Below are 26090 nucleotides of genomic sequence, written 5' to 3' on the forward strand. Positions count from 1 at the left end.
ACTATTTTAGGTTTTAGATTTTAGATTTTAAATTTGGGAATGCCTGATAATACAAGGTTTTGGATATTATCTATAGTTGCATTATTTTTGGAAACTGGTATCAGGAGGAAGTGGGAAGGGAAGCCCACGGAGTTTGTAACCGAGGTAAGGGATAGAGGTTCGAGGGAAGATGTTGGAGGGGACAAAAAGTTTTAATTAATGCTAAGTTGACGGCCGTTGGCTAAAATTAGAAGAGTTTTTGTTAAAGGAGTTTTATGGCTGTTGGCAAGGATACAATTTTCGAGCGCTTTTTGTCGCCCCTGATTCGACTGGCGATCGACGAAGAAGCACTGAAACGGCTCTACGAAGGTATCGACTGGGAAACAGCGGGCGATCGCTACCGACAACCCGACCTAGTTTATCCCGAATATTACAGCAGCCAAAACTTTCACGGCATTAAAGGCGGCTACCTCAACCCCACTGCCGCCGTTTCCTACGATCCAATCACGCAATACGTCTTGCCTCCCCACGAAACAGTAGTCAGGCAAGGCTTAATAGACGCTGTGCGGGTGAAACCGCGCCGAATCATCGATTTGGGATGCGGCACGGGTTCGACAACGCTCATGCTCAAGCAAGCCTTTCCCGAAGCGGAAGTTGTCGGCCTGGACTTGTCGCCTTATATGCTGGTAGTTGCCTCCATGAAAGCGCAAAAAGCCGGCTTAAATATCGAGTGGTTGCACGGAAATGCTGAAAGCGTTGCTTTTGCTGATGCCAGCTTCGATTTAGTCGCTGCTTCCTTGCTGTTTCACGAGACGCCGCCTGCTGTATCGCGGGCAATTTTGCGAGAAAGCTTCCGACTGCTGAAGGTTGGGGGACAAGTGGCAATTTTGGATGGAAATCAAAAAACTTTGCGGCAGACAGAGTGGCTGACTGATATCTTTGAAGAGCCTTATATTAAGTCTTACGCCGCTGGCTGCGTCGATGCTTGGGCGGGGGCTGCTGGATTCGCGGCGGTGCAAACTCACGAACACTGGTGGGTGCATCAGGTGACGCAGGGCGTGAAACCTCTACCAGGGGAAGATTTGGAACAGGTGCGGGTGGCGAGGGGGTGGAATTTGGGCGATCGAACTCCTGATTTTGATGGCGATTTACCGGGCATTCCAGCACCTGCTTGATGTATTAACTGTTGACTGTTGACTGTTAACGGTTAACTGTTAGCAAACCAATGACTAATGACTGCTGACTAATGACTAATGACTAATGACTAATGACTAATGACTAATGACTAATGACTAATGACTCTAAAAGCAGTTTTATTTGATTTTAATGGCGTTATTATTAATGACGAGCCGATTCACGAGAAAATAATCGATAGATTGATGCTCGATGAAAATCTCCAGCTCAAACGCGGGGAGTTTCGAGAAGTTTGTTTGGGAAGGAGCGATCGCGCTTGCATTACCGAACTGCTCGAGCGCCGGGGACGATATCTAACAGAAACATACCTCGATCGCTTGCTACTGGGCAAGGCCCAAGCTTATCAGGAAAAAATAGATAGTTTGGAAACATTGCCGATTTATCCGGGTTTAGCAGAATTTCTTGCCAAAATTCGGGCCTGCGGACTAAAAATGGCCGTAGTTAGCGGGGCAATGCGATCGGATATAGAATTGGTGTTAGATCGGGCAGGTTTGGCAGCAAACTTTGAGTTAATTGTCGCAGGCGACGACTTGACGGCGAGCAAACCAGCACCCGACGGCTATCTATTGGCTGTGGAACTTCTCAACCAGAAATATCCCGACTTTAACCTGCAACCGATCGAGTGTTTGGCGGTAGAAGATACTTTTGCGGGGATTGAAGCGGCGAAAAAAGCGGGGATTCAAGTTGCGGGAGTGACTCACACCTACCCGTTTCACATGATCCAGCGCCAAGCTAATTGGACGGTGGACTATTTTGCTGATTTAGAGTTGGACAGAGTGGCGGAACTTTGCTCGATCGCCCCCACCGAGCCGGCTGCGGAAAAAACTTGACGTTTTTAGCAGTTACGTGCTAATGTAGGTGACGGTCTGCCAAAGCTAAAGCGGACGAGACCTGTAAGCCTTTTAGATTCGGGAATCCCGCATCTAACAATGCTAAATTAAAACTCAATCAGGGGAATTAGCTCAGTTGGTAGAGCGCTGCGATCGCACCGCAGAGGCCAGCGGTTCGAGTCCGCTATTCTCCATATGTCGAATAACAAATTATGTGTCGTCGTTAACACATTAATGTCCTCATAATAGACAATATCTAGCTTCAAGTTTGAGAGGAGGCGGGGAGTGCGATCGCAAACTCTGCCCCCCCTCCCAAAGATGAAATTACCTCTATTGTCCCCCGATGTTTTTCCACAATCTGGTAGCAAATTGCGAGACCAATACCAGTGCCTTTTCCTGGTTCTTTAGTTGTAAAAAATGGGTCAAATAGCTTGCTTTGGATTGCGCGTGGAATTCCTGGGCCGTTATCGCAAATTCGCACCAGAATTTGGCTACTGTCCAACTTTTGCGTCTGAATTAAAATCTGAGGAATTTTACTTTTCTTATAGTTATTCCCTGACTCTTCTAGTGCATCTATCGCATTTACTAGAATATTCATAAATACTTGATTTAGCTGCGCTGGATAACACTCTATTTCTGGCAATTCTCCATAGTTTTTGATAACTTCAATTCCATGCTTGAGGCGACTGTTCAAAATCAATAGTGTATTGTCAATGCCTTCATGGATATCAACTAATTTCATTTGAGCTTCATCTAAGCGAGAGAAGTTTCGCAAAGACAAAACTATTTGCCGGATGCGTTCTGAACCTATTTTCATAGATTCAAAGATTTTTAGTAAATCTTCTGTGAGAAACTCTAGTTCTATATCTGCGATTTCTGCTGCGATCGCCTCTGTGGGTTGCGGGTATTCCTGTTGATAGAGACGAAGTAACTTTAGCAAATCTATAATATACTGGTTGGCGTATTCTAGATTGCCGTAAATAAAGTTAATTGGGTTATTTATTTCATGGGCTACCCCTGCCACCATCTGCCCTAAACTGGACATTTTTTCGGTTTGAATTAACTGGGTTTGGGTGTGTTTGAGTTGGTGAAGCGCTGCTGTAAGTTCTTCTGTTCTTTCTTCTACTCGCTCTTCCAAAGTTTGGCGAGCCAGCTCTAATTCATGGGTGTATTCTGCTACCCATTGAACTAATTGATTGATGGATTTTGCTAAAGTTCCTACTTCATCTTCTGTGGTGACAGGTGCTTGCAAATCAAAATTTGCTTGTTGAGTAATAGTTTCAGCAACCCTGGTTACAGCTTGGAGAGGAATGGCGATCGCGCGGGTGGTACAGATGGCTAAAAAAATTGCGATCGCGACTGACACTAACATACTCACTACGATGATTTGCACTCGCAAATTCTCAGCTCTATTAAAATTAACGTAGGCTTGTCTCTGCTGTGCCTTAGCTACTTGTGTCATCAAGCTCAAACTCTCTGACAGCCGCTCAAACTTAACATCGATCTTAACTGCTTTATCCCCTCTGATTAAATCCAATACCTGCTGCTGTGCCTCTTTAACTTCATCTGGTTTTAGTGAGGAGGGAGCTATTTGTTGCCAAAAAGATTTGATAAATTGAGAGTAGGAATCTGTCGCAGTTGTGTAACCGTTTAACAATTCCTTTAACTCAGCAGAATTTACTGCTAATTCTGTGGAATGTTCTTCACTAAATAAAGCTAATTCAGCAATAATTTTTTTGACTGTATCAACATCTTTCAAGAACTTAGCAGTTTCATATTCAAACCAGATTGAATCTCCCAAGACAGAGATTAGCCGTTTGGGATGTGACTGCACTGCTTGCACGGAATATTCTAAATCCCTGAGCAAATGTTGTTGCTCGTCGGCGAAGGTTAGAGCTTGGAAAGCTTGCTTTTGGTAATAGTCTCCACAGATCATTCCCGCTGTTGTTCCTAGTACGGCTACTCCAATTGCTAGGGAATAGCCATACTTAATTTTCTTGGCAATGCTTAAGCGAGAAATGAAGCGGTTAATTGCAGTCAAGGGAGTTTTTTTGAGAGAATTTTTGATGTCGCGATCGCCTTCCGTGACAGCGGCATTATTTTTTCGTCTATTTAGGGTAAGATTGTTGAACTTTACAGCCCCATTCTCCCCCTGTTCAAATTTCTGCATACTGGCAACCTGAGCTAAATTTCAACAAGTTTATTAGTAAATGCACATAAATAAAGTCTCTTATTTGTAGTAGGCAATATCCCCGATAGTTGATGGATTAAGGGCTAAAGCCTTACTACAAACTCAGCATTAGATAAAATTATATATTATAAGACATTCCCCTGACCAAGAGCTTTATAAACTTCACGAATCATGTTATAATCACTGTCGTTTGCTGGCACCAGTTTAGCTCCTTTATACTTGGCATTGGCTTTACTGACCAAAAGCGCTTCAATTAGCTTATCTTGATTTTTTACCAGGCGATCGCGCATTTTTTCAACAAGGGTATTAGGCAGATTGCTACTAGCAACAAACAAGTCACTAGGTAAGGGTTGACCTGTCGCAATAATCCGAAACTCACTGTCTGATAAATTATCGCTATTGAGCAAGTCTTTGTATCTTGTAGTACCGAGTGCTAATGCATCAACTTCACCCTTTTTAAGAGCCTGTAAACCCTTTTTACCCAACATTGAGATTTTGATGTCAGTTTGGGGATTTAATCCAGCTTCGAGTAGAATTTTAGTAGGCCCTAAATGACCGCTGGTTGAACCTATTTCCCACATAGCTATTGTTTTTCCTTTCAATTGTGCTGCTGACTTAATCTCGCTATTGGCACGAACAGCAATAATTGAATGATAGTCGGGGCGGGTGATGGCAATTATGGGAACAGCATTTGTCCGAGCCCGCATAATCACATATTCAGATGGCCCTGTTAGAGCTAATTTTAGCTGACCGGACTGGAGAGCTACGGCTGCTGTTATATAGTTATCTACTGGGAAAAATTCAATTTTTTTCTCTAAAACTTCCCCAAGAACAGTCCGAAATGCTTGATAATTTTGCTGCAAATCTTCTGCACCCTTAACATCAGTTACGGAAAACTCAAGGGTTTCTGGTTCACTTACGGTCAAAGTGGAAGAACTGCGATTAGATTGATTTACTGTTGTAGAACAGCTTGCTACAAACAATAGGGATAACCCAACAAAATGCCGCCGGTTCATAATTTTTAGGAGTTTTAGTGGCAGTTGAAAATTGCATTCCTATCATAAGCTATTTGGAATAAGCTTTCATTAAGGCGGTGTTAAGATAGAAATTGCATCGCCTTCTCTCCCCTGTTTTGTCCCTAGCCGAAATACTTCTTGCATGGCTTGAATATAATCGGGGCAACAGTCTGGATAGCCGGAATAATCTAAAGCGTTGACGCCAATGCAAACGCGATCGGCATTGAGAGTTTCGGCTCAGGCGAGGCCAAAACTTAGAAAAATTGTATTGCGATCGGGAACGTAGGTGATGGGGATGCTTTCGGACATTCGATCGAGGGTGCGATCGCCCTCAAGCGTCTGGCTGTCTTGCAACGGCTCCCTTCGGGAGCGATCGCCTCAAAGGAGCGCGGATCGGCTACAATCCCGTAATCAGACTAATTTACACAAGTCCGATCGTACTCAAAGCCCAGTGCGATCGTCACCTGTTTCGTTAATAATAAATTTTGTATCTAAAAATACAACAGTCTTATGCACCGAGTCTTAATATCAAGTCGCTATGTGTTATTATTCTCAATCATCTGACTCATCTATTCAAGAGTAACAAGAAAAAATGGCAAAGCGATTCGATCGGCGGAAATTTCTTTTATACGGTTCTGCTACCCTAACATCAAGTTTATTTCTCAAAGCTTGTAGAACTCCCACTCCAACCGCAACTCCAGCCGCTTCTCCCACATCAACAGGAACTACACCAGCAGCAAGCAGTGGAAACACGATCAAAGTAGGAATTTTGCATTCCTTGAGCGGCACAATGTCAATCAGCGAAAAAAGTGTTGTCGATGCCGAACAATTAGCGATCGAAGAAATTAATAAAGCTGGCGGTGTCCTCGGAAAACAAATCGAAGCAGTAATAGAAGACGGCAACTCTGACTGGCCGACTTTTGCCGAAAAAGCCAAAAAATTGATCGACCAAGATAAAGTTGTCACCGTCTTCGGCTGCTGGACTTCCGCCAGCCGCAAAGCAGTATTGCCAGTATTTGAAGAAAAAAATCATATGCTCTGGTATCCCGTACAATACGAGGGTCAAGAGTGTTCCAAGAATATCTTTTATACTGGGGCGGCGCCGAACCAACAAATCGAACCAGCAGTTGACTGGCTGCTAGAAAATAAAGGGAAAAAATTCTTCTTAGTCGGGTCTGACTACGTTTTCCCCCGCACGGCAAATACCATTATCAAGGCACAGCTAGCAGCCAAAGGCGGCGAATTAGTTGGGGAAGATTACATCCCTTTGGGCGGTACAGAAGTCACGCCAATTATTACTAAAATTAAGGCAGCTTTGCCTGACGGTGGCGTCATTTTCAATTCCCTCAACGGCGACAGCAACGTAGCCTTTTTCAAACAGTTGCAGGGTGCAGGTTTGGGCCCAGACAAATATCCGTCAATGTCGGTCAGTATTGCGGAAGAAGAAGTAAAGGCGATCGGCGTAGAATATCTTAAAGGTCATTACGCCGCCTGGAATTACTTCATGACTGTGGAATCTCCCGCCAACACAAAATTTGTGGAAGCTTTCAAGGCAAAATACGGCAAAGATAGAGTGACTAACGACCCGATGGAAGCAGCTTACATCATGGTTTACCTGTGGAAGCAAGCCGTCGAAAAAGCAGGGACAGCCGACGATTTGGAAAAAGTGCGGGCAGCAGCTTTGGGTCAAACTTTTGACGCGCCGGAGGGCAAAGTTACGATGGAAAGCAACCACCACATCTCTAAATTTGTGCGGTTGGGCCAAGTGAGAGACGACGGTTTGTTTAACATTGCTTATGCTACGCCAGAAGCAGTGAAGCCGGTGCCTTGGAATCAGTTTGTCGCTGAAACAAAAGGCTTTTCTTGCGATTGGTCAGACCCCGCAAAAGGCGGCAAATTCAAAGCTTGATCCAAGGTTCGCAGTTGCGCTTGGGCGCTCTCTTAGTTCGCAGTTGCGCTTGAGCGCTGCGGGGCTGGTTTATAAGTTATTTTAATAATAACTAAATCCCAATAAAACCAGCCCCAACCCCAAATATTTGAGCAAAATAGGAGGAAAAAAGTGGCGATATTGGACGGTTTATTTAACGGCATTAGCATCGGCGCTGTTTTGTTAATTGCAGCTTTGGGATTGGCGATTATTTTCGGGCTGATGGGCGTGATTAATATGGCTCACGGCGAGTTGATGATGCTGGGAGCTTATACAACATTTGTAGTGCAGAACGTGTTTAAAGGTATCGGAGGATTCGCCTTTGAAACCTATATTCTTTTTGCCTTGCCTTTAGCCTTCTTAGTGGCGGCACTGGTAGGATTAATTCTCGAACGAGGGGTGATCCGCTATCTTTACGGCCGCCCGCTAGAAACTCTGCTGGCAACTTGGGGTGTTAGTTTAATTTTGCAGCAGTTTGTCCGCAGCGTGAGTTGGGTGCTGGTGACAGGAATTGCGGTGTTTTGTTTGCTGTTTTTTGGCGCATTGCAGGTGCTAAAGCGGCGTCCCGATTTCGATCGCATTCGCAGCAAAATTATCGCCATCATTTTGCCTCTGTCTTTGGGTATTTCTTGGGCGGTGAGCGCACTTTTAGGGCAAACTTACCAACTGGCAGTAACTAAACCTTGGTTTGGCGCTCAAAATGTGGACGTAACTGCGCCTGCATGGCTGCGCGGCGGCATCCCGCTGGGCAATTTCCAGTTGCCCTACGCCCGAATTTTTATTATTGTGCTGACAGGAATTTGTTTGGCGGGAATTTACTTATTTTTGCAAAAGTCTGTGTGGGGACTTCGGATTCGCGCGGTGACGCAAAATCGCAGCATGAGTGCGTGTTTGGGAATTCCTACCCAACAAGTAGACGCGCTGACTTTTGCTTTGGGTTCGGGGTTGGCTGGTGTCGCTGGCTGCGCGATCAGTCTGATCGGTTCCGTAGGGTCAAATACCGGACAAAATTATATAGTCGATACCTTTATGGTTGTGGTTGTGGGCGGTGTCGGCAAGATTGTGGGGAGTGTAGTTGCTGCGATGGCGATCGGCACTGCAAATTACCTCATCGGTTCGGGAACCTTAGCAATAATCTTCGAGCCTGTCAAGCCTTTAGCTGATTTCTTCACATTTTTCGCCACAACCAGCATGGCAAAAGTAATGGTATTCGCCTTAATTATGGCTTTTCTGCAAGTGAAGCCTGGAGGGATTTTTCCGCAAAAAGGACGCACGGTTGAAAATTAAAAACTACAGCTTTGAGCGCAAAAAAAAATGGAGAATACACAACGAAAGGCAGTGCTAAAAGAAGCGGCAATTGTAGGGGCGATCGCCCTAATTCTGATATTGCTCCTCCCAGGAATACTCCCCGACGTTCGCCTCAACCAACTCGGACGATTTTTAGCACTAGCAATTGCGGCCCTCGGCATAGACTTAATCTGGGGATATACGGGTTTACTTAGTTTAGGGCACGGGGTGTTTTTTGCGATCGGCGGCTACGCCTTCGCCATGCACCTAAAACTGCAATTCCCCCCAAACGCCAGCAGTCAATTGCCGGAATTTATGAACCTCTACGGCGTCACCGAACTGCCCTGGTTTTGGCAACCATTCTATTCATTTCCCTTCTCAGCAGCAGCAGTAGTTCTCATCCCCGCAATCTTGGGCGCAATTTTAGGTTATTTAGTATTCCGCAATCGGATTCGAGGCGTTTACTTTTCAATTCTCACCCAAGCAGCAACAATTGTATTTTTCAACTTCTTTAACGGCCAGCAAAAACTGATTAACGGCACCAACGGACTCACCGACTTTAAAACCTTGTTCGGAGCCACAGTAAATAACCGAGATACTCAATATATTTTCTACATTTTCACCATACTATTTCTAGCAGCAACTTATGCCCTCTGCCGCTGGCTGACAAGCGGGCGTTTCGGGCGCTTGCTAGTAGCAATTCGCGACGACGAAGTGCGCCTGCGTTTCTCAGGTTACAATCCCACAGGATACAAAGTTTTAGTATTTGCAATTTCCGCCGGTTTAGCCGGAATAGCAGGCGCTTTATTCACCGTACAAACGGGAATTATTTCGCCTAAAGCGATGGATATTGCCTTTTCAATTGAAATGGTAATTTGGGTGGCAGTGGGAGGTCGCGCTACATTATCTGGAGCAGTATTAGGAACACTATTAGTCAACTTTGGCAAGAGTTTTTTAAGCGAACAATTTCCAGAAGTGTGGCTATTTTTCCAAGGCGCGCTATTCCTAATAGTAGTCACAGTGCTGCCCGACGGCTTAGTCGGATGGCTGCAACATCAAGGTTTAGACCAAATCCGCGCCCTGTTCAGAAAACCTAGGTACGTATCTACTTACCCTAGCCTAGAAACAGACCCTGAAGTGCTGCACGAAAAAGAAGAACTCGAACATTGAGTGTTAAATGATGATGTACGGTATTCTTGCGGATTCCCAAGCAAAGATTTTGTAGTAAACTACTCATTTCTTTAACTTTAGGGGCAAAATATGGCAGATATTATTGACTACAAAATCTACGGCGACGATTTGCAACTCATCGAGATTGAACTCGATCCCAAAGAAGGCGTCAGGGCTGAAGCTGGAACCATGACATACATGGAAGGCGACATCCAAATGCAAACATCCACAGGTGGCGGCTTATTTCAAGGTTTCAAACGGATGTTGACAGGAGCGGGTTTTTTCATTACCAGCTTTGTCAACGCCGGAAATCGCAAGGCCCGCGTCGCTTTTGCCGCCCCCTATCCGGGTAAAGTAATTCCTCTCGATTTAGGAAAACTTGGCGGTAAATTTTTGTGTCAAAAAGACTCATTTCTCTGTGCGGCAAACGGCATTGAAATTGAGGTAGCTTTCACCAAGAGGCTAGGTGCCGGTTTCTTTGGCGGAGAAGGTTTTATTCTGCAAAAATTGCAGGGTGACGGGCTAGCTTTTGTTCATGCGGGAGGAACAATAGTTGAGAAAAATTTGGGAGTTGGCGAAGTGTTGCGAGCGGACACTGGTTGTTTGGTCGCCTTTGCGCCGACTGTAGATTACGATATTCAGTTTGTGGGCGGGTTTAAAAATGCTTTATTTGGCGGCGAAGGCTTGTTTTTAGTCAAGCTAACTGGGCCTGGCAAAGTGTATTTGCAAAGTCTACCGCTCTCGAAGTTAGCTGAGCGGATTATGGCTGCAAATCCAGCTTCAGTAACGAGCAGTTCTAGCAGTATTGTCTTAGAGTAAACGAACGTTTATGTGCTTGTGTAGGGTGCATCAGAAAGTAGGGTGCGTCAGGGGGAAAAAATCAGCTTAATAAGGCAGGATATTTGCTGACTCACCCTACAATGGGTATCGGTTCTTGTTCATTAGTGAGTTAAGTGCTAATTATGAATGGAAAAGTATTAGAAATAGAAAACTTGACTGTTAGCTTTGACGGTTTTAAAGCCATCAACGGTTTAAATTTTAGTATGGATGCGGGCGAACTGCGAGTTATCATTGGCCCCAACGGTGCTGGGAAAACAACTTTTCTCGATTCGATTACCGGTAAGGTGCAGCCGACGGAAGGGCGGGTAATATTTAAAGGTCGCAATTTGCGCAAATTGTCGGAATATCAGATTGCCCGTCTGGGTATTGGCCGCAAGTTTCAAACGCCGCGAGTTTACTTAAATTTAACGCCGCGAGAAAATTTAGAGCTATCTTCCAACCGTGATAAAAATGTATTTCCAACTCTGTTCAAGCCTTCTCCTGTAGCTGAAAAGCGCACGGTTGCCGGTTTGTTAGAAACAATTGGTTTAGTTGCTAAAGCTGATGTTCCTGCTGGTTTGCTTTCTCATGGGGAAAAGCAGTGGTTGGAAATTGGGATGTTGGTGGCGCAATCTCCCGATTTGTTGTTGGTGGATGAACCTGTGGCGGGTTTGACTGATGAAGAAACGGCTCTAACTGGAGATTTGCTAATTTCGCTGGCAGAAAGTCACTCGGTGTTAGTGATAGAACACGATATGGAATTTGTGCGGCAAATTGCTCAAAAGGTGACGGTGCTGCATCAGGGTTCTGTTTTGTGCGAAGGAACGATGGATGAGGTGCAAAATGACGATCGAGTAATTGAGGTATATTTGGGAAAACCGGAAGAGTAAAAAGTAAAAAGTCATTAGTCATTAGTCATTAGTCATTAGTCATTAGTCATTAGTCATTAGTCATTAGTCATTAGTTATTAGTGATTAGTCAACAGTTAACAGTTAACAGTCAACAGTCAACAGTCAACAGTCAATAATTATGCTGCAAGTCTCTAATTTGAATGTTTACTACGGCGAAAGCCACATTCTTCGCGGTGTCGATTTAAGCGTGACGGCGGGGCAAATGGTTTGTTTGATCGGCCGCAACGGTGTTGGCAAAACTACTATGCTAAAAACCCTGATGGGGTTGCTGCAACCCCGCAGCGGCACAATTACTTTTGGTGGTGAGTCTATTGTTTCTAAGTTGACTCACCAGCGGGCAAAATTGGGCATTGGTTATGTGCCTCAAGGTCGCGAAATTATTCCACGTTTGACGGTAAAAGAAAATCTATTGTTAGGTTTGGAGGCGAAACCAACCAAGACAAAAAATCCTGAACTTCCTGATGAAATTTTGGAGTTATTTCCGGTTCTGAAAACTATGCTCGATCGCCTGGGCGGTGATTTGAGCGGGGGACAGCAGCAGCAGTTGGCTATTGCTAGGGCTTTGATGGGCGATCCGAAATTGCTGGTTTTGGATGAACCGACGGAGGGGATTCAACCGTCGATTATTTTGGATATTGAAGCTGCGGTGCGCCGCGTAGTTGCGACTAGGGGAATTTCTGTTTTGTTGGTGGAGCAGCATTTGCATTTTGTGCGACAAGCTGACTGGTATTATGCTATGCAGAAAGGGGGGATTGTGGCTTCTGGAAGCACTAGCGAATTAAGCGATGAGGTGATCCAGAGGTTTTTGGCTGTTTGAGTAAGCAGTCAGCAGTCATTAGTCATTAGTAGGGTGCGCAGTGCGCACCTTACTCAATTACCGATTACCACAGGCTATATTATTGATTTTTTCTGCCGTCGGGCATTGTGGTGCCGGCCATGCTTGCTCGATCGATACTAGCGCCATCTATATTAGCATTGCGGAGGTTGGCATCGGAAAGATTGGCATCCCTCAAGTCGGAAAATCGCAGGTCTGCACCGTCTAGATTTGTCTTTGTCAAGTTAGCTTTTCTGAGGTTAGCGTTGCTGATTCTCGCTCCTACTAATTCGGCTCCGCTTAAGTTTGTGCGAGCTAGATTGGTGTTGACAAAATCTGATATCTCGAAGCGACTACCGCTGAGGTTGGCATCTGATAAATCTGCTCCTGTGACGATCGCATTTTTTAAGCGAATGTTAACTAATTTTACGCCTCGGAGGTCGCAGCGGGCGCAGCTTTGGGTTAGCAACAGCGTTTCGACGTTGGCGTTGATTAGGTCAATTTCTTGCTGGGAGAAATTTTCTGCAAATTCTGGGGAGACGTAGCCGAGCTTTTTGGGGTCGTCTGCTTTTGGTTGGGGTGTTTGGATTGGTTGGGGTGTTTGGATTGGTTGGGGTGTTTGGATTGGTTGGGGTGTTATTGGTTGGGGTGTTTGGATTTGTTGGGGTGTTGGGATTTGTTGGGGTGTTTCTATTTGCCCGATCGCACTTAGTTGCAGCCCCACCTTCGGCAATTCAAGAGTTGCTGCAAAAATTAGCAGGGCGATCGACAGTATCGTGAGTTTTTTCATAGATCGATAAATTCTTGCTTGCAAGAATACCATTTACAGCAAATTCTATGTAAAGATGGTACACTCAATCGAGTATATTAAGCCAAAAATAAAACATTCCTGATTTAAGTCAAAAGTGTTACGGTATGCGATTGAAAATAATTAACCTATGCCTTACAGTAAATTTACTCTCAGCAAAGCGGTAGAGGATTTCAATCTTACGATCGTTGAAGGCGCGCGTTTTTTACCCGAAATTGGGCCAGTCACTCCTAGTCTTTTGCTTCAGGATACTCTTAAAGAAACGATTCCCTGGGCGATCGCTGTCAGTAGTGAAAAAGCTCGTTCTGAGGGGATTATCAATCCTGTGTTGCTGGAAGTTAAACGGCAGCTTCAAGGGCAGATTAGCGTTTTTTCAGGCGTTGAATTCAATGTAGAACCCGAGGCCGAACTCACAGGCTATGTGGACTTTCTCCTAAGTCGTTCCCCGGAACAACTATTTATTAAAGCCCCTGCGGTTGTATTGGTGGAAGCCAAGAAAGAAGACCTTAAACCAGCTTTAGGGCAATGCCTTGCAGAAATGGTTGCAGCTCAACGTTTTAATCAACAAAAGCAACAGCCGATATCGACGATTTACGGAACCGTAACTAGCGGTACAGTTTGGCGGTTTCTTAAACTAGAAGAGCAATGCGTATCTATCGATCTTACAGATTATTCTCTGCCTCCGGTTGAGCAAATCTTGGGCTTTCTCGTTTGGATGATGACTGAAAATTGCTAGATATTAGGTTGGGCTAAATAGAGCCAAATTCAGATAAAAAACTTCGGAACCGTCAGGTGCGCGAATTAACTTTTCTATTACCGGAGGCAGTTGCTGTTGACGGTACAATTCGGGAATTTCGCAGAATCTTTCTTCGGGAATTTCCAAAATTTTCGGCATATCAGGAATGGGAATTCCCAACCGATCGCTCTGATTGAATGTGCAAACAATCAGGTAGTTGCAGTCAGCAATGCTCCGACTGCTGGGAAATATTTTGCCTAAATTAATCACGGTAATCAGTTCTTCTTGGTGCCGCACTAAACTTTGACCGCTATCTAAAAAACCGTAGGGATTAAAGTCTTTAACAACGCGCTGCACATTTTCAATAGGAAGCGCATAGTAAACGTTCCCCAGTTCAAAGGAAACAAGTTTTCGAGGAGGCGTTCTCACATTCCCTTGTTTCTTGCTGCGAAAACGGCGATTGTAATTGGCGTGAGTCATGCGATTTTAGATTTTGGATTTAGGATTTTAGATTGAAAAATTGGGATTTAGGATTGTTTTGGGATTGGCGACTTTGGATTGTTTCTGGCTGCGGAAACGGCGATTCTAATTGGTGTTAGTCATTCGATTTAGGAGCTTATATTTTTAATTTTAGATGAAAAACATTTGATTTTTGAGTATTTTGGTATGGGAGTTTGAATTGTTTTTATAGCTGCGAAAACGGCGATTGTAATTGGCATGATATCAATTCCGGTTGCACGAGCGACATGATAGGTCGGACACGGCAGTACCCTTGGACTACCCCGATTAATTGTAGGGACACGGCACGGCGCCGTCTCCTGACTGTGAATAACATTAATTCCGATGCTACCGGATTTGATATGAGTCATTCGATTTTAGATTTTGGATTTTCGAGTTGATAGGACTTACATAGAACCTCTATCTTTAGGGTGCGCAATGCGCACCTTACGGCTATTTAGGATTATTTAATGTTTGATTAATTTGGGGATGGCTTCTAAAAGTTGGGCTTCGCTGTAAGGTTTGGTGAAATATTGATTTGCGCCTAATTCCATTGCCATTTGGCGATGTTTTTCGCCGCTGCGGGATGTCAGCATGGCTACGGGAATCTTAGCAAACCGCTGGGTCGATCGCATCGATCGCAACAATTCAAATCCGTCCATCCGGGGCATTTCAATATCCACGATCGCCAAACTGCAATCGAGACCATTTTGCAGCTTTTCCAGGGCATCCAAACCATCTTTAGCCTGCACTACGCGGTAGCGAGCACGAGTCAGCATCAGAGACAGCAACTGGCGAATTGTATAGGAATCGTCCACTACCAAAATCTGCGGTGACTGACTCGAACTCGGTGCCATCTGCGGCGCTTTACCGTACCCCTGGGCGATCGAACTATTTGCTAAAGGTTGACCCACCAAATCGTCCACATCCAAAATAGTTACAACTTTGCCATCTCCCAAAATCGTACTCCCCAAAACCCCGCGAGGCTTGGATAGAGGCGGCGGCAACGGTTTAACCACAATTTCCTGCTGACCGATCAGCCGTTCCACGGCCACCGCCAGCATTCCTTCGCTAGAAGCCAAAACCAGGACGGGAATGTGGTCTTGGGTCAAAGGGTCAGGAGAGGGGCCGTCGGGCCCGACGACGCTGTATTCGAGCAAATCTTGCAGTCGCACCAATCGAATAAATTCCTCCCGCCACCACAGCATCGGCTGATTGCCGGCGGTGTGAACTTCCGAAGCTTTAACGTGCAGAATTTCCTCGACTGCATCCAGCGGCACTGCTATTTTATTGCGATCGGTCTTCACCATCAAAGCCTCAGTAATCGACAGCAGCAGCGGCAGTTTGATAATAAAACTCGTGCCCTTTCCCAGGCGAGAGTCCACCTTCACAGTCCCCCGCACAGTCCGCAAATTTGTTCGCACCACGTCGAGCCCGACTCCCCGCCCCGAAAGGTCGCTCACTTCCTCGACAGTGCTGAAACCCGGCCAAAACAGAAAATCGTAGAGTTCGGCAATAGAAAACTCTTGAGCTTGTTCCTCTGTCGCTAAACCTTTTTTGACAACTTTGCGGCGAATGATTTCCGGGTCAATGCCTTTGCCGTCATCGGCGACAGTAATAATAGTTTGGCCGCCTTGGTGGCGGGCTTCTATTTCAATTTGACCGCTGGCGGGCTTGCCGGTTGCTTGCCGAACTTCGGGCATTTCGATGCCGTGGTCGAAAGCGTTTCTCACTAAGTGTACCAAGGGGTCGCGCAAAGCGTCGAGCAAACTTTCGTCAATTTTGGTATCTCTTCCGACTAGCAGCAGGTTGACATCTTTATTGTATGTGAGGCACATATCCCTGAGCGCCCTGGGCAAGTGATCGACGGCGCGACTGAAACTCACGACTCGCAACTGCATGACGCGGCTGCGCAGTTGTTCGGTAATCCGGCGCAGTTGGTCGGTACTGCGCTCGAATTTCATCGCTAAGGTGTCTAATTTGGTGGCGGATTGAGAAATTGTTTCGGCAGTTTCGATGACTTCTGCGGCTGTCGAGTGGAACTCTGTATAACGATCCATCTCTAAGATATCAAAGTGAGAATGGGCGATCGAGAATTTGCCGTTAGCGATCGTGGGAAATTCTGTTTCCGATCCTGCAAATTTCCCCAATCCAGAGTTCCCGTTTCCCCCTCTCCAGTCTGCAAAACTCAGTCTGTCGTATTCTTCTCGCAACTGTCCGCCGAATTGGTTCAAATCTACGATGCTGCGGCGGATGCGCTTGACTTCGCCGCGCAGTTCGGATTCTTGAAGTTCCAAATTTGTACGGTTGATGACTAATTCTCCGACGAGATTCACTAATTCGGTCAAGCGTTCTAAGTCTACCCGGATTGTTGGTCTTTGCGGGTTGGGGACTGGGGGAGTGGAGAAGGGGGAGATTGGGGGAGTGGGGGAAAAAGGGGTTTCCGATGTTTCTGATACTTCTGATTCCTGTTCGGTTGCGGGGGGGATTTGGGGGAGGGAGATCGCCCTTCCTTCGAGTAGCTGTTGGCGTGCGGTTTGCAAGTTTTGGGCGATCGCCCAACCCTCGGACTGCAAGCGTTCTAGAGTCAAGTCCTTTGAGTCGATCAAATCTCTGAGGGGTTCGGCGACTTTCCCAAAATCCGGCAATTGCAGCATTCCAGCCAAGCCGGAGAGTTGGTAGTAAACCTGGTTGAGGGCGGTCACGCTTTTTGCCAAATCTGCCTCGGAAGCTTGGGAAAGCTCGGTTTCTAGGCGATTGAAGACTGGCGGCAATTCGTGTTCAAAAATCAGTTTCACGGTTTCCGGGGCTGCCGATCGGCTGGCTGCGGGGACTGGTGGCAGTTCCGCCTTGCCGTACTTGGCCTCGAACTGAGCTTGGATTTGGGCGATCGCCTCCAAATTTTCCGTTTGATCCGGAGTGCTGACATCCGAGTGCCCGATTGCTTCGGTCGCAATCTTTTTGAGAGCGTCCACCCCTTGCAGCAAAACAGTTACAGTGGCCGGTTCCAGGGCCGACAAGTCCGTGCGATCGCGCAAAATGACAAAACACTCCTCCAGCGTGTGAGCCGCCGCCGACACGGTGTGAAAGCCCAACATCGAACCCGCACCTTTAATCGAGTGAGCCGCCCGAAACATTTCTTTAACTGCCGCTTCTCGCTCTTTCAAACCGGCGGCTTCCATCGCCAACAAGTTTGTCTCCATTGATTGGAGAAACTCTTGGGTTTCCGCCGTAAAAGCATCTATTAATTCATTTAAATCGTCGGTATTCATAAATGATTAACTGCGGAAATTCGCCACCGACTTTTGTAATTTTCCAACAGAACCCGATAGATCGTCCAAAGATGCTTTTACATCCGAACCTTTTTGTGCAGTTGTATTAGCAATCTCGTTGACTTGCTGCATACTGTTAGAAATTTCCTCAGCCGAAACAGTTTGCTTAGCAGATGCGCGAGTAATATTTTGCACCAAAGCATTCATTTCTCGACTAACTTCGATGATGGCATTGAGGTGAGTTTTAGCTTCGCTTGCTAGCTTAGTGCCTTCGACTACCTCCAGCGTCCCCGATTCCATTGCCTTCATCACGCGGCTGATTTCTTCTTGAATTGTACCGACAATTTCGGAGATTTCCTCGGTAGCGCCGGCCGATCGCTCTGCAAGCTTCCGCACTTCTTCGGCGACAACCGCAAAACCCAAACCTTGTTCGCCGGCTCTGGCAGCTTCAATAGTAGCATTGAGAGCTAACAAATTAGTTTGCGAAGCAAGTTGAGAAATCGAAGTCACAATTTTGCCAATTTGCTGCGAAGATTCGCCCAAACGCTTCATCATTTTCGAGGTAGAGGCGATCGTCAACCGCAGCCCGTTAATGCCTTCGACAGCTCGATCGACAGCCACGCCGCCAGCTTCAGCGGTGTGAGAAGACTGCAGGGCCACTGTTTCGGCGCGCACCGAAACATCTCGCACGTCGCGGATCGAATTCACAATCCGCTCGATTTCCCGCATGATCGCAGATATTTTGGCTGCTTGAACTTCAGCCTGTTGGGTAAGTTCGCTGGTGTTGTTAATTGACTCGCCCGTAGCAGATGTTACCTGTTCGGCCAAAGTTTGAATGCCCGTTACCACCTTCCGCAGAGAACCGATCAGGAAGTTGAAAGAATCGGCAACAGCACCTAAAACGTCGTTAGTAACTTCAGCTCTAACTGTCAAGTCGCCTTGAGCCGCGCCTTTAATTTCTCCCAACAATTTGAGGACTTGCTGCGTCAGAGAATCAGCTTCAGCTTTGCGTTCTGCTGCCAATTTTTCCAGTCTTTGTTCTCCCTCTTTGCGCTCGGTGATGTCAAAGCGGATGGCGATATATTTAACAATTGTGCCGCTGGTATCAAAGATGGGGGCGAGCGTCGAATCTACCCAGTAAAACGAGCCATCTTTGCGCCGGTTTTTGATTTCCCCTTTCCACGCCAAGCCGCGAGAAATTGTCAGCCACATTTCTTCAAAAAATGATTTGGGATGGTAGCCGGAATTGACAATGCGGTGGTCGCGGTGCAGGATTTCTCCCATGCTGTAACCGGATATTTGAGTGAATCTGTCGTTGGCGTAGGTAATCACGCCTTTGATGTCTGTTTCGCTGACAATTGCAGATTCGTCGAGAGCATTTTGTCGCGTTTTGAGTTCTTGCACCAAGCGTTCCTGTTCCTCGGCTAACTGCTGCATTCGCTTGGTAGATGCTCTTTCTTCGGTGATGTTACGGCAGACAATTACGCCGCCTTTGAGGGCGCCGGTTTCGTCTTTTAGCGGCCTGCCGTTAATTTTGATCCAGAGGCCCTCCGGCTTGTCTGCATGGCGGGTGAAAACCTCTACGCCGTCAGGGGATTCTCCTCGAATTGCCCGCGTTAAAGGGAGGTCGGCTGCGGGATAGGGAGTGACTCCATCGGGCAAAAATAAACCGTATTTTGCCGACCACTCGTTGGGAAGAGCGTCTGTCGAACCCAAGCCGAAGATATCTTTGGCGGCGGGATTGAACAGGACTAAATTGCCTTTTTTGTCGGCAGCAATTACGCCATCGGTGATGCTGTCAATTAGCAGTTGCAAGAGAGAGGTTTGCTGCCGCAGTTCGTCTTCGGAACGGGCTAATTGTGATGTTGTTTCTTGTAATTGATTAAGTGCCTGTTTGCTTTCGGTAACGTCGCGAGCGACTGCATACATGATGTTTTCTTCGAGCCAAGGTCGCGCTTTCCACGACAGCCATTTGTAGGAACCGTCTTTGCAGCGGTAGCGATTTTCAAAGGACTGTGTTTCGACGCCATCGGCTATTTTTGCCGCTTCGCCTGTGGTTTGTTCGCGATCGTCTGGATGGACGAAATTGATAAAAGGTTGGTCTTCCAGTTCTTTTAGGGTGTAGCCGAGGGTTGTTTCCCAAGCGGGATTGAGGCGCTTGAATTTGCCTTCAAAATCTATAATACAAACCAAGTCTAGGGAAATGGTAAAAAACCGATCGCGCTCTGCTTCGGCTTTTTTGCGATCGGTAATTTGTACTGCTACTCCCCCGACGCCGATGGGTTTGCCGTCTGCTCCCGGTAAAGGAAAGTAAGAAGCCAGCCAATCTCCCACGGTACGGGGCTGTTTGGAAGTTGAACTGCATACTTCGATATTCAAAATTGGTTCGTTGCTGGCGAGAACTTTATGCAATATGGGATCTAGACTCAAGGCCATTTCCGGTGCTGTTTCGGCAACTGTCTTACCGAGGTGTTCGGCAACTGACGGCCCGGTGGTTTCGGCCATTTTCTCGTTGACTTGCACGAACCGCAAATGGTCGTCACAGATAAACATTGAGGCGGGGGCGGCTGCAAAAAATGCGTCAAAGCGGGCTTGACGCACCGTGAGTTCTCGTTCTAGGTTTTTGCGATCGGTAACTTCCAAGACGAAACCCCCAATACCGATGGGTTTGCCGTCTGCTCCCGGCAACGGAAAGTAAGAAGCTAGCCAATCCCGATACATATCTGGCCGTGCGGTGGTGGGATGGGAGATTTCGAGGTTTAAAATCGGTAGGTTGGAAGTTAAAACCTGTTCGTACAGCGGACCGATAGCCGGTGCCATGTCCGGTTCAGCTTCCCATACTGTCTTGCCGATGTATGCTGAAACCGGCTGGCCGTCGAGTTCGGAGAGCTTGTCGTTGAACTGCACGAAGCGCAGTTGGTCGTCGGTGATAAACATTCCCGCCGGTGCTGCATCGAAAAAAGCGTCAAAGCGGGCTTGACGCAAGGTTAGTTCTCGTTCTAGGGCTTTGCGATCGCTGATGTCGCGAGCTTCGGAAATCAGCAGCACGACTTTGCCGCTGTCGTCTACGATCGGCTTGAGGGAGAAGTCCACAGTTATCACAGCACCCCCAGCAACGAGCACGTCGGCTTCGTAGCGGACTACCTCGCCGGCGGCGGCTTTTGCGATCGCAGCTTGCACTTTTTGCTTGGCTTCTGGGGAAATTTGCCACCACAGATTATCTGCAAACTGCGTGCCTACGAAGTCTTCGCGCCCCACTCCGGCGACGGCGAGGGCTGTTTGGTTGGCTTCTAATAAGGTTCCGTCTGGTTCGAGCAGCCCCACTAATTGGAACGATTGGTCAAAAATGGCTCGGAACAGTCTTTCGCGATCGCGCAGCATTTCTTCTGCCCGCTTGCGATCGCTAATGTCGCGGGTAACAGTTGCTACGCCCACAGCTTCGCCTGTTTCTGGGTCTTTGACGGTAAATAAGGTAAAGTCAACGGGAATATTTTCGTCGGTTTGAAAGTTTCTCAACCGGAATTCGCCTCGCCACAAGCCATCTCGCACGGTAGCAGGCATAATCTCTTCTCTGAGTATTTTCGCGTCTTCCTTCGAGAAGCAGTCAAATATACTTTTGCTTTTGACTTCTTCAATATTTTGAAGTCCGACTAGCTTCATTCCAGCAGCATTCAGGTATGTTGACTGTCCCTCCATTGTTCCTATGCCGATAAAATCCGCGCTGCTTTCTACGATCGAAATCAATCTTTGTTTTTCGATTTCTGCCAACTTGCGCTCTGTAATGTCGCTGTTGATTTCTAAAATTGCTTTGGGGTTTCCTTGTTCGTCTCGCTGCAAAGTCCAGCGGCTGAATACGGTAATTTGGGTGTGGCGATCGGTGGTGTGAATCAGTTCTCCTTCCCAACAATCCTGCCGTTCTAGCTGTGCCGAGATTGCTTCTAAAGGTTGGGGAAAGATCGTGTGAAACAGGCTGTGAATGGTTTTTCCCACGGCTTCTTGCTTCGTCCAGCCGTACATTCGCTCGGCTCCTTGATTCCAGTAATTAATCGTACCGTCTAGTTCTCGAATAATCAAAGAGTCGCTGGCGAGGTCGAGCATTTGCAAGTTTTGTCGCAAGGCTTGTTCCGCGCGCTTGCGGCTGGTAATGTCGCGGGCGATCGTTGACAGAAATTCAACTTCTCCCTTCTGGGATTTGTGAGCAATAATTACTTGAGAAACTGGTATTTCTTTGCCGTCTAAAGTCTGCCAAATTGTCTCGCCACTCCACACCCCGTCTCGGCAAGCTGCGGCTGTGCCGACTTTCACAATAGTGTCCTTACTTTTGGGAGATATGACCTCAGAAATGCTGACTCCCGCTAAATCTGTATTCTCGCCAACGTTCAACATTTCTCTGGCGGCGCGGTTCAGATAAAGACTGTGCCCTTGGGCGTCTGCCATAGCTACCCAGTCTGTTGTTGCTTCTAAAATTGATTTGAGCCGTAAAAGCTGGTGTTCGACTGCGGTGCGATCGTGAATTTCCTGTTGCAATTGGGTGTTAGTTTGCAGGATTTGCTCCGTTCTTTCATGCACTCGCTGCTCGAGTTCTGCTGTTAGCTGCTGCAACTGAGCTTCTGTCTGTTTGCGCTGGGTAATGTCGCGGCCTTCGGCGAGGATCTGAAATACTTCTCCTGTTTCATTTAACAGGGGCTTAAACGATATATCAATTACTATCACCTGCTGATTGACTCCGGTGATTTCGTATTCTTCTCGGACAAATTTGCCGGCGTTGACTTGTTGGATGTTAGTTTTTAGCTGTTGCTGGTTGGTTGGGGATGATGCCCACCAGGGTGTATGCCAAAATTTCTGCCCCAGCACCTCTGATGCTTGGAAACCGCCCAATTCTAGCGCTGTTTGATTGGCTTCGATCAAAGTACCGTCTGGCTCCAATAGCGCTATTAATTGAAAAGCTCGATCGAAGATTGCCTGAAATCGCTGAGTAGTTTCGCTGAGTGCAAGTTCAGTGTCTTTTTTAGATTGAAGAATTTGGGTAGAACCGACTAAGAAGCTGTAGCGGTTGGAGAGACTTAAAAAAGCGATCGCGGGGATTACAGTCATCCAATCCCACACTGTTTGCAAAACTGGGGAGTGCGGCAATCCTAAGTATTCTGCTGCGTGGCCGCTGTGGCCGAAGGCACAACTCCAAAATATGGCTGCTGTGACTGTGGCGAAGGTGTCGAACCCGGATTGACGACTTCGCCACAAACCTAAGCTAATTAGTGAGGCGATCGCAAAGTAACAGAAACAAATGATGCCATTAGCTAACCCAGCCAGCAGCGGTTGGGAGAAGTCAGGTAATGTCAGGGTGAAAGTTGTTGCGAAAAAGTAATAGAGAAAGCTCATAGTAAAATAGATAATTGGCAAATTTTCAACTTTTCAACTGTCAACTGCATTGCCTGAGCGAAGTCGAACGGTCAACAATTATGTCGCTTGTGCAACCCGAATCTATATAATTCCCCATTCTCTATTTTTACCAGCGTTCGGAATGGGCGATCGCTTCTACATCGACAATCATTAGCAAGCGTCCTTGGGAATTGTACAGACCTTTTAAGAATGGAACTAGGTCGGGACTGACATCTAGTGCTGAGACAATGCGATCGGGATTGAGAGGTAAAACTCCTTCGACGCGGGAGACGGCCAATCCCATCCGCATTCTCGACAATCTCACGTCTCGCGGATCGGGCGCTTCCACCACTAAGATGCGGCTGCTTGGGTGGTGGGTGTCAACCGGATCGAGGCCTGTAAACCGTCCGAAGTCTGCTGCTGCTAAGATTTCGCCCCGCAAGTTGGTTAATCCCAGCAAAAATGGCAGGGTGTTCGGAACCGGGGAAATCGGTTGTTCCTTGAGGGAAAGCACTTCTCGCACTGCGTCTAACTCTACGCCGAACAGACTGCCTCCTTGACCGAAGAGGAGAAATTGCTTTGTTCCGCTTGTCTGAGTCCCCGCTGCGGGAGCAGTTGTTTTCATTGCTTATTTTTAGTTTCTAGTGTAGCGTAACAAATTACGATTTTACTTTGCCTGGAAAGCCGATCGCGAGACGTGAGTTTTTCAGCATCAGTTTTTGGGCATCAAATGCTTGGGTTAAATAAATCCCGGTTTTGGTAACGGGGCCGATTCCTATCATTAAAGGTAAAAGTTTTAGGGAATTCTGAAACCCAATTTCTAAATAAAAACGGGGTTTCTCAGTATGATATTTTTTTTGACAACTGCTGAACACTTTATATTCTGTTTACGCTAAAAGCAGGCGCTGCACGATGTTGACGAGTTGCTGAGGTTCAAAGGGTTTGCTGAGGTAAGCGTCGGCGCCTAAATCGGTTCCCCAAGCTTTATCGATATCGGTGTTTTTATGAGTACAAAATACTACTGGCAAGTGTGCAGTTGCGCGATCGCCCCGCAATTCTCTGATCACTTCAAATCCGTTCATTCGCGGCATCACTACATCTAAAACAACGAGATCCGGGGGCACTTCTCGGATCAGGGCGATCGCTTCTTCGCCGTCGCCTGCCCGGAGCACATCCATTCCGGCATCTTGAAGAATGCGGCAGATGATTTCTAGTTCGCTGGGAACGTCGTCCACTACTAAAATTTTTGGCATGATTCCACACTTCCTTGCTGTTGTTGACGGCGGACAATCTTTATTCAGAAGCTGGCGGGATGGCTGGGAGCTTGCAGCCCGTGCTACGGCTGTTTGACTGCACGGCGCAAGCGAACAAATTAATCTACTTCCAAATACAATATAGCCCAATAGGGTTCAGTTAGTGCTAAAAAAACCGATCGTCCGTAGGTTGGGACCAGGAACAAAACCCAACATTTTTGCTACAATTTTCCTTAACTGAACCGTATTGTCCCTTAATATCGAAAATTGTGTAAAATACTACAGTAAGAGAACTTACGCGCTGGCGATGGAATCAACCGGGTTTTTCAATTCAGGGCGATGGCACTCCACGAGAGATTTTTTTACAAAAAAACCGATTGATGCGTCTAGGAGTAATAGAGTAAATTAACCTATGGCATACAGTGACTTCACAACCATAGCTAAAGTTAGAGAATCCTTTAATTTAACGGTAGAAGAACCCTTAAACCTGTTTGCGGATATCCCAGAGGTACTGCCAAGTTCCTATTTGCAAACGACCTTAAATGAAAATGTTTCTTTAGCCACTGCAATTAATACCGAAAAGGCTCGCGCCGAATTAATTATCGCTCCAATTTTATTAGAAGTCAGGCGAAAATTTAATTTTCAAGTAGGTTTTTTCTCCGGCTCCGAATTCAATGTTGATGTAGCCGTCGGTTTAAACGGGTATTGCGATTATATTCTCACGGCCTCGAAAGATTCTTATGAAATTCGCGCCCCCGTCATTACTTTAACAGAGGCTAAAAACGAAAGTATTAAATCAGGCTTAGGTCAGTGCATTGCGGAAATGGTGGCGGCTCAATTATTTAATCAGCGCAACGGAGAGCAAATTGAAAGTATCTATGGCGCTGTTACTACTGGTACTGATTGGAAGTTTCTCCAGTTGATAGACAGCACGATATCGATCGATAAGCGAGATTATTTTATTAATGAGGTGAGTCAAATTTTAGGGATTTTAACAATGCCATTTAAAGAATTTTATTCTCTGTGATTTATAATTTGGGGGGAAATTTAATTGAGCGCGCGGCGGTGCAATTTTCCCCGGTAGAGGAGTTTTGGGTGAACCCAAATTGGGCCAAGCGGGCGATCGCCATCCTTGAGATCGATCGCGGGCCCAGCCGAAAAGACTGCTGCAAGATGCAGTTAAATTCAGGGCTGAGAGAGATAGTGCGATCGGCTATAATAAAGGATTAGAGGAAAAGAACACCGAAAACCCGAAAATATGGTTGCCATCCAGACAAATCTCAACATTGCCGCTCTAGAAGCAGAATACAGTCAAAAAACACCGCGAGAAATTCTCAAATTTGCCCTAGAAAAATTTGACAAAATCTCAATTTCTTTCAGCGGTGCCGAGGACGTAGTTCTGATCGATATGGCCTCAAAAATTACCAAAAACTTCCGCGTCTTTACCCTAGACACCGGACGATTGCACTCAGAAACTTATCAGTTTTTGGAGAAAGTCAGAGAACATTACGGCATTAAATTAGAAGTAATGTTTCCCGATGCAGCAGAAGTACAAGCCCTAGTAGATGAAAAGGGATTGTTTAGTTTTTATCAAGACGGTCACAAAGAATGCTGCGGCGTGCGGAAAGTCAAGCCGCTGCGCCGCAAACTGAATACTCTCGATGCTTGGATTACCGGTCAGCGGAAAGACCAAAGTCCCAGTACCCGCAACGGTATTCCGGTTATTGAAGTTGACACTGCATTCTCAACTCCCGATCGTGAATTAATTAAATTCAACCCCTTAGCAAACTGGTCTTCGGCAGAGGTTTGGGAATACATTCGCGCTTTGGAGGTGCCTTATAACAAGTTGCACGAACGCGGTTTTGTAAGCATTGGTTGCGAACCTTGTACGAAGCCGATATTGCCCAGCCAACACGAACGCGAAGGTCGCTGGTGGTGGGAAGAAGCGACTGTAAAAGAGTGCGGTTTGCACGCTGGTAACGCACAAAAACAGTAAATCAATTAGT

20 protein-coding genes, 1 tRNA gene and 1 pseudogene are annotated in these 26090 nt (G+C 46.5%); 13 read left to right on the top strand and 9 right to left on the bottom strand.

Annotation, left to right across the window (positions count from 1 at the left end; translation table 11 throughout):
• The first annotated feature begins 254 nt into the window (after positions 1–254).
• The 3 genes from QUA02_RS13305 to QUA02_RS13315 all read left to right on the top strand — a co-directional run bounded on the left by QUA02_RS13305 (position 255) and on the right by QUA02_RS13315 (position 2197).
• Positions 255–1154, top strand: coding sequence for a class I SAM-dependent methyltransferase (locus QUA02_RS13305; protein WP_333028367.1), 900 nt, complete (start codon positions 255–257; stop codon positions 1152–1154).
• 120 nt (positions 1155–1274) lie between these two features.
• A complete protein-coding gene (locus QUA02_RS13310) occupies positions 1275–2003 on the top strand; it encodes an HAD family hydrolase (protein ID WP_333028370.1) in 729 nt (242 codons plus the stop codon).
• Between the two features lie 121 nt (positions 2004–2124).
• A tRNA-Ala gene (locus QUA02_RS13315) sits at positions 2125–2197 on the top strand.
• Positions 2198–2265: 68 nt separating this feature from the next.
• On the opposite strand, the gene QUA02_RS13320 is transcribed toward QUA02_RS13315, so the two are convergent.
• From QUA02_RS13320 to QUA02_RS13330, 3 genes and pseudogenes are all read right to left on the bottom strand, one after another.
• Positions 2266–4173 carry a sensor histidine kinase gene (locus QUA02_RS13320; protein WP_333028372.1) on the bottom strand — a complete coding sequence of 636 codons (1908 nt, stop codon included), beginning with the start codon at positions 4171–4173 and terminating at the stop codon, positions 2266–2268.
• Positions 4174–4319: 146 nt separating this feature from the next.
• Positions 4320–5210, bottom strand: coding sequence for a phosphate/phosphite/phosphonate ABC transporter substrate-binding protein (locus tag QUA02_RS13325; RefSeq protein WP_333028373.1), 891 nt, complete (start codon positions 5208–5210; stop codon positions 4320–4322).
• A 75-nt stretch (positions 5211–5285) separates the two neighbouring features.
• Positions 5286–5546, bottom strand: a pseudogene (locus QUA02_RS13330) (7-cyano-7-deazaguanine synthase); the annotation flags it as partial.
• A gap of 256 nt (positions 5547–5802) precedes the next feature.
• On the opposite strand from QUA02_RS13330, the gene urtA reads away from it, so the two are divergent.
• The 6 genes from urtA (at position 5803) to urtE (ending at position 12141) form a co-directional block, all read left to right on the top strand.
• Positions 5803–7119 carry an urea ABC transporter substrate-binding protein gene (urtA, locus tag QUA02_RS13335; protein WP_333028374.1) on the top strand — a complete coding sequence of 439 codons (1317 nt, stop codon included), beginning with the start codon at positions 5803–5805 and terminating at the stop codon, positions 7117–7119.
• 150 nt (positions 7120–7269) lie between these two features.
• Positions 7270–8424, top strand: a complete 1155-nt coding sequence (locus QUA02_RS13340; protein WP_333028375.1) for an ABC transporter permease subunit — start codon at positions 7270–7272, stop codon at positions 8422–8424.
• Between the two features lie 27 nt (positions 8425–8451).
• A complete protein-coding gene (gene urtC, locus QUA02_RS13345) occupies positions 8452–9594 on the top strand; it encodes an urea ABC transporter permease subunit UrtC (protein WP_333028377.1) in 1143 nt (380 codons plus the stop codon).
• Positions 9595–9684: 90 nt separating this feature from the next.
• A complete protein-coding gene (locus QUA02_RS13350; protein ID WP_333028378.1) occupies positions 9685–10413 on the top strand; it encodes a TIGR00266 family protein in 729 nt (242 codons plus the stop codon).
• A gap of 143 nt (positions 10414–10556) precedes the next feature.
• Positions 10557–11303: an urea ABC transporter ATP-binding protein UrtD gene (gene urtD / locus QUA02_RS13355; protein ID WP_333028379.1), complete on the top strand. Its 747-nt coding sequence runs from the start codon at positions 10557–10559 to the stop codon at positions 11301–11303.
• 139 nt (positions 11304–11442) lie between these two features.
• On the top strand, positions 11443–12141 hold the full coding sequence (gene urtE, locus QUA02_RS13360; RefSeq protein WP_333028381.1) for an urea ABC transporter ATP-binding subunit UrtE: 699 nt from the start codon (positions 11443–11445) through the stop codon (positions 12139–12141).
• Between the two features lie 79 nt (positions 12142–12220).
• On the opposite strand, the gene QUA02_RS13365 is transcribed toward urtE, so the two are convergent.
• Positions 12221–12928 (bottom strand): pentapeptide repeat-containing protein, encoded by a 708-nt coding sequence (locus QUA02_RS13365; protein WP_333028384.1) that lies wholly within the window; start codon positions 12926–12928, stop codon positions 12221–12223.
• A 148-nt stretch (positions 12929–13076) separates the two neighbouring features.
• On the opposite strand from QUA02_RS13365, the gene QUA02_RS13370 reads away from it, so the two are divergent.
• The gene (locus QUA02_RS13370; protein WP_333028385.1) at positions 13077–13682 is read left to right on the top strand and encodes a hypothetical protein; all 606 of its coding nucleotides are present in this window, start codon (positions 13077–13079) and stop codon (positions 13680–13682) included.
• Between the two features lie 3 nt (positions 13683–13685).
• Here the strand turns inward: QUA02_RS13370 and QUA02_RS13375 are convergent, their stop codons facing one another.
• The 5 genes from QUA02_RS13375 to QUA02_RS13395 form a co-directional block, all read right to left on the bottom strand.
• Positions 13686–14162, bottom strand: coding sequence for a chemotaxis protein CheW (locus QUA02_RS13375; protein WP_333028386.1), 477 nt, complete (start codon positions 14160–14162; stop codon positions 13686–13688).
• 485 nt (positions 14163–14647) lie between these two features.
• Positions 14648–17452, bottom strand: a complete 2805-nt coding sequence (locus QUA02_RS13380; protein WP_333028389.1) for a hybrid sensor histidine kinase/response regulator — start codon at positions 17450–17452, stop codon at positions 14648–14650.
• Positions 17453–17458: 6 nt separating this feature from the next.
• Positions 17459–22831: a methyl-accepting chemotaxis protein gene (locus QUA02_RS13385; RefSeq protein WP_333028390.1), complete on the bottom strand. Its 5373-nt coding sequence runs from the start codon at positions 22829–22831 to the stop codon at positions 17459–17461.
• A gap of 127 nt (positions 22832–22958) precedes the next feature.
• Positions 22959–23456 carry a chemotaxis protein CheW gene (locus QUA02_RS13390; protein ID WP_333028392.1) on the bottom strand — a complete coding sequence of 166 codons (498 nt, stop codon included), beginning with the start codon at positions 23454–23456 and terminating at the stop codon, positions 22959–22961.
• A 262-nt stretch (positions 23457–23718) separates the two neighbouring features.
• The gene (locus QUA02_RS13395; RefSeq protein ID WP_333028394.1) at positions 23719–24084 is read right to left on the bottom strand and encodes a response regulator transcription factor; all 366 of its coding nucleotides are present in this window, start codon (positions 24082–24084) and stop codon (positions 23719–23721) included.
• Between the two features lie 412 nt (positions 24085–24496).
• On the opposite strand from QUA02_RS13395, the gene QUA02_RS13400 reads away from it, so the two are divergent.
• The 3 genes from QUA02_RS13400 to QUA02_RS13410 are packed head-to-tail and all read left to right on the top strand — an operon-like array spanning position 24497 to position 26080.
• Positions 24497–25111, top strand: a complete 615-nt coding sequence (locus QUA02_RS13400; protein WP_333028396.1) for a hypothetical protein — start codon at positions 24497–24499, stop codon at positions 25109–25111.
• Positions 25108–25314, top strand: coding sequence for a hypothetical protein (locus QUA02_RS13405; RefSeq protein ID WP_333028399.1), 207 nt, complete (start codon positions 25108–25110; stop codon positions 25312–25314). The genes QUA02_RS13400 and QUA02_RS13405 overlap by 4 nt, the downstream gene beginning before the upstream one ends.
• 28 nt (positions 25315–25342) lie before the next feature.
• Positions 25343–26080 carry a phosphoadenylyl-sulfate reductase gene (locus QUA02_RS13410; protein WP_333028401.1) on the top strand — a complete coding sequence of 246 codons (738 nt, stop codon included), beginning with the start codon at positions 25343–25345 and terminating at the stop codon, positions 26078–26080.
• Positions 26081–26090: the final 10 nt, after the last annotated feature.

The sequence above is a fragment of the Microcoleus pseudofavosus SVA1_A4 genome (assembly GCF_036700565.1).
Lineage (GTDB): Bacteria > Cyanobacteriota > Cyanobacteriia > Cyanobacteriales > Microcoleaceae > Microcoleus.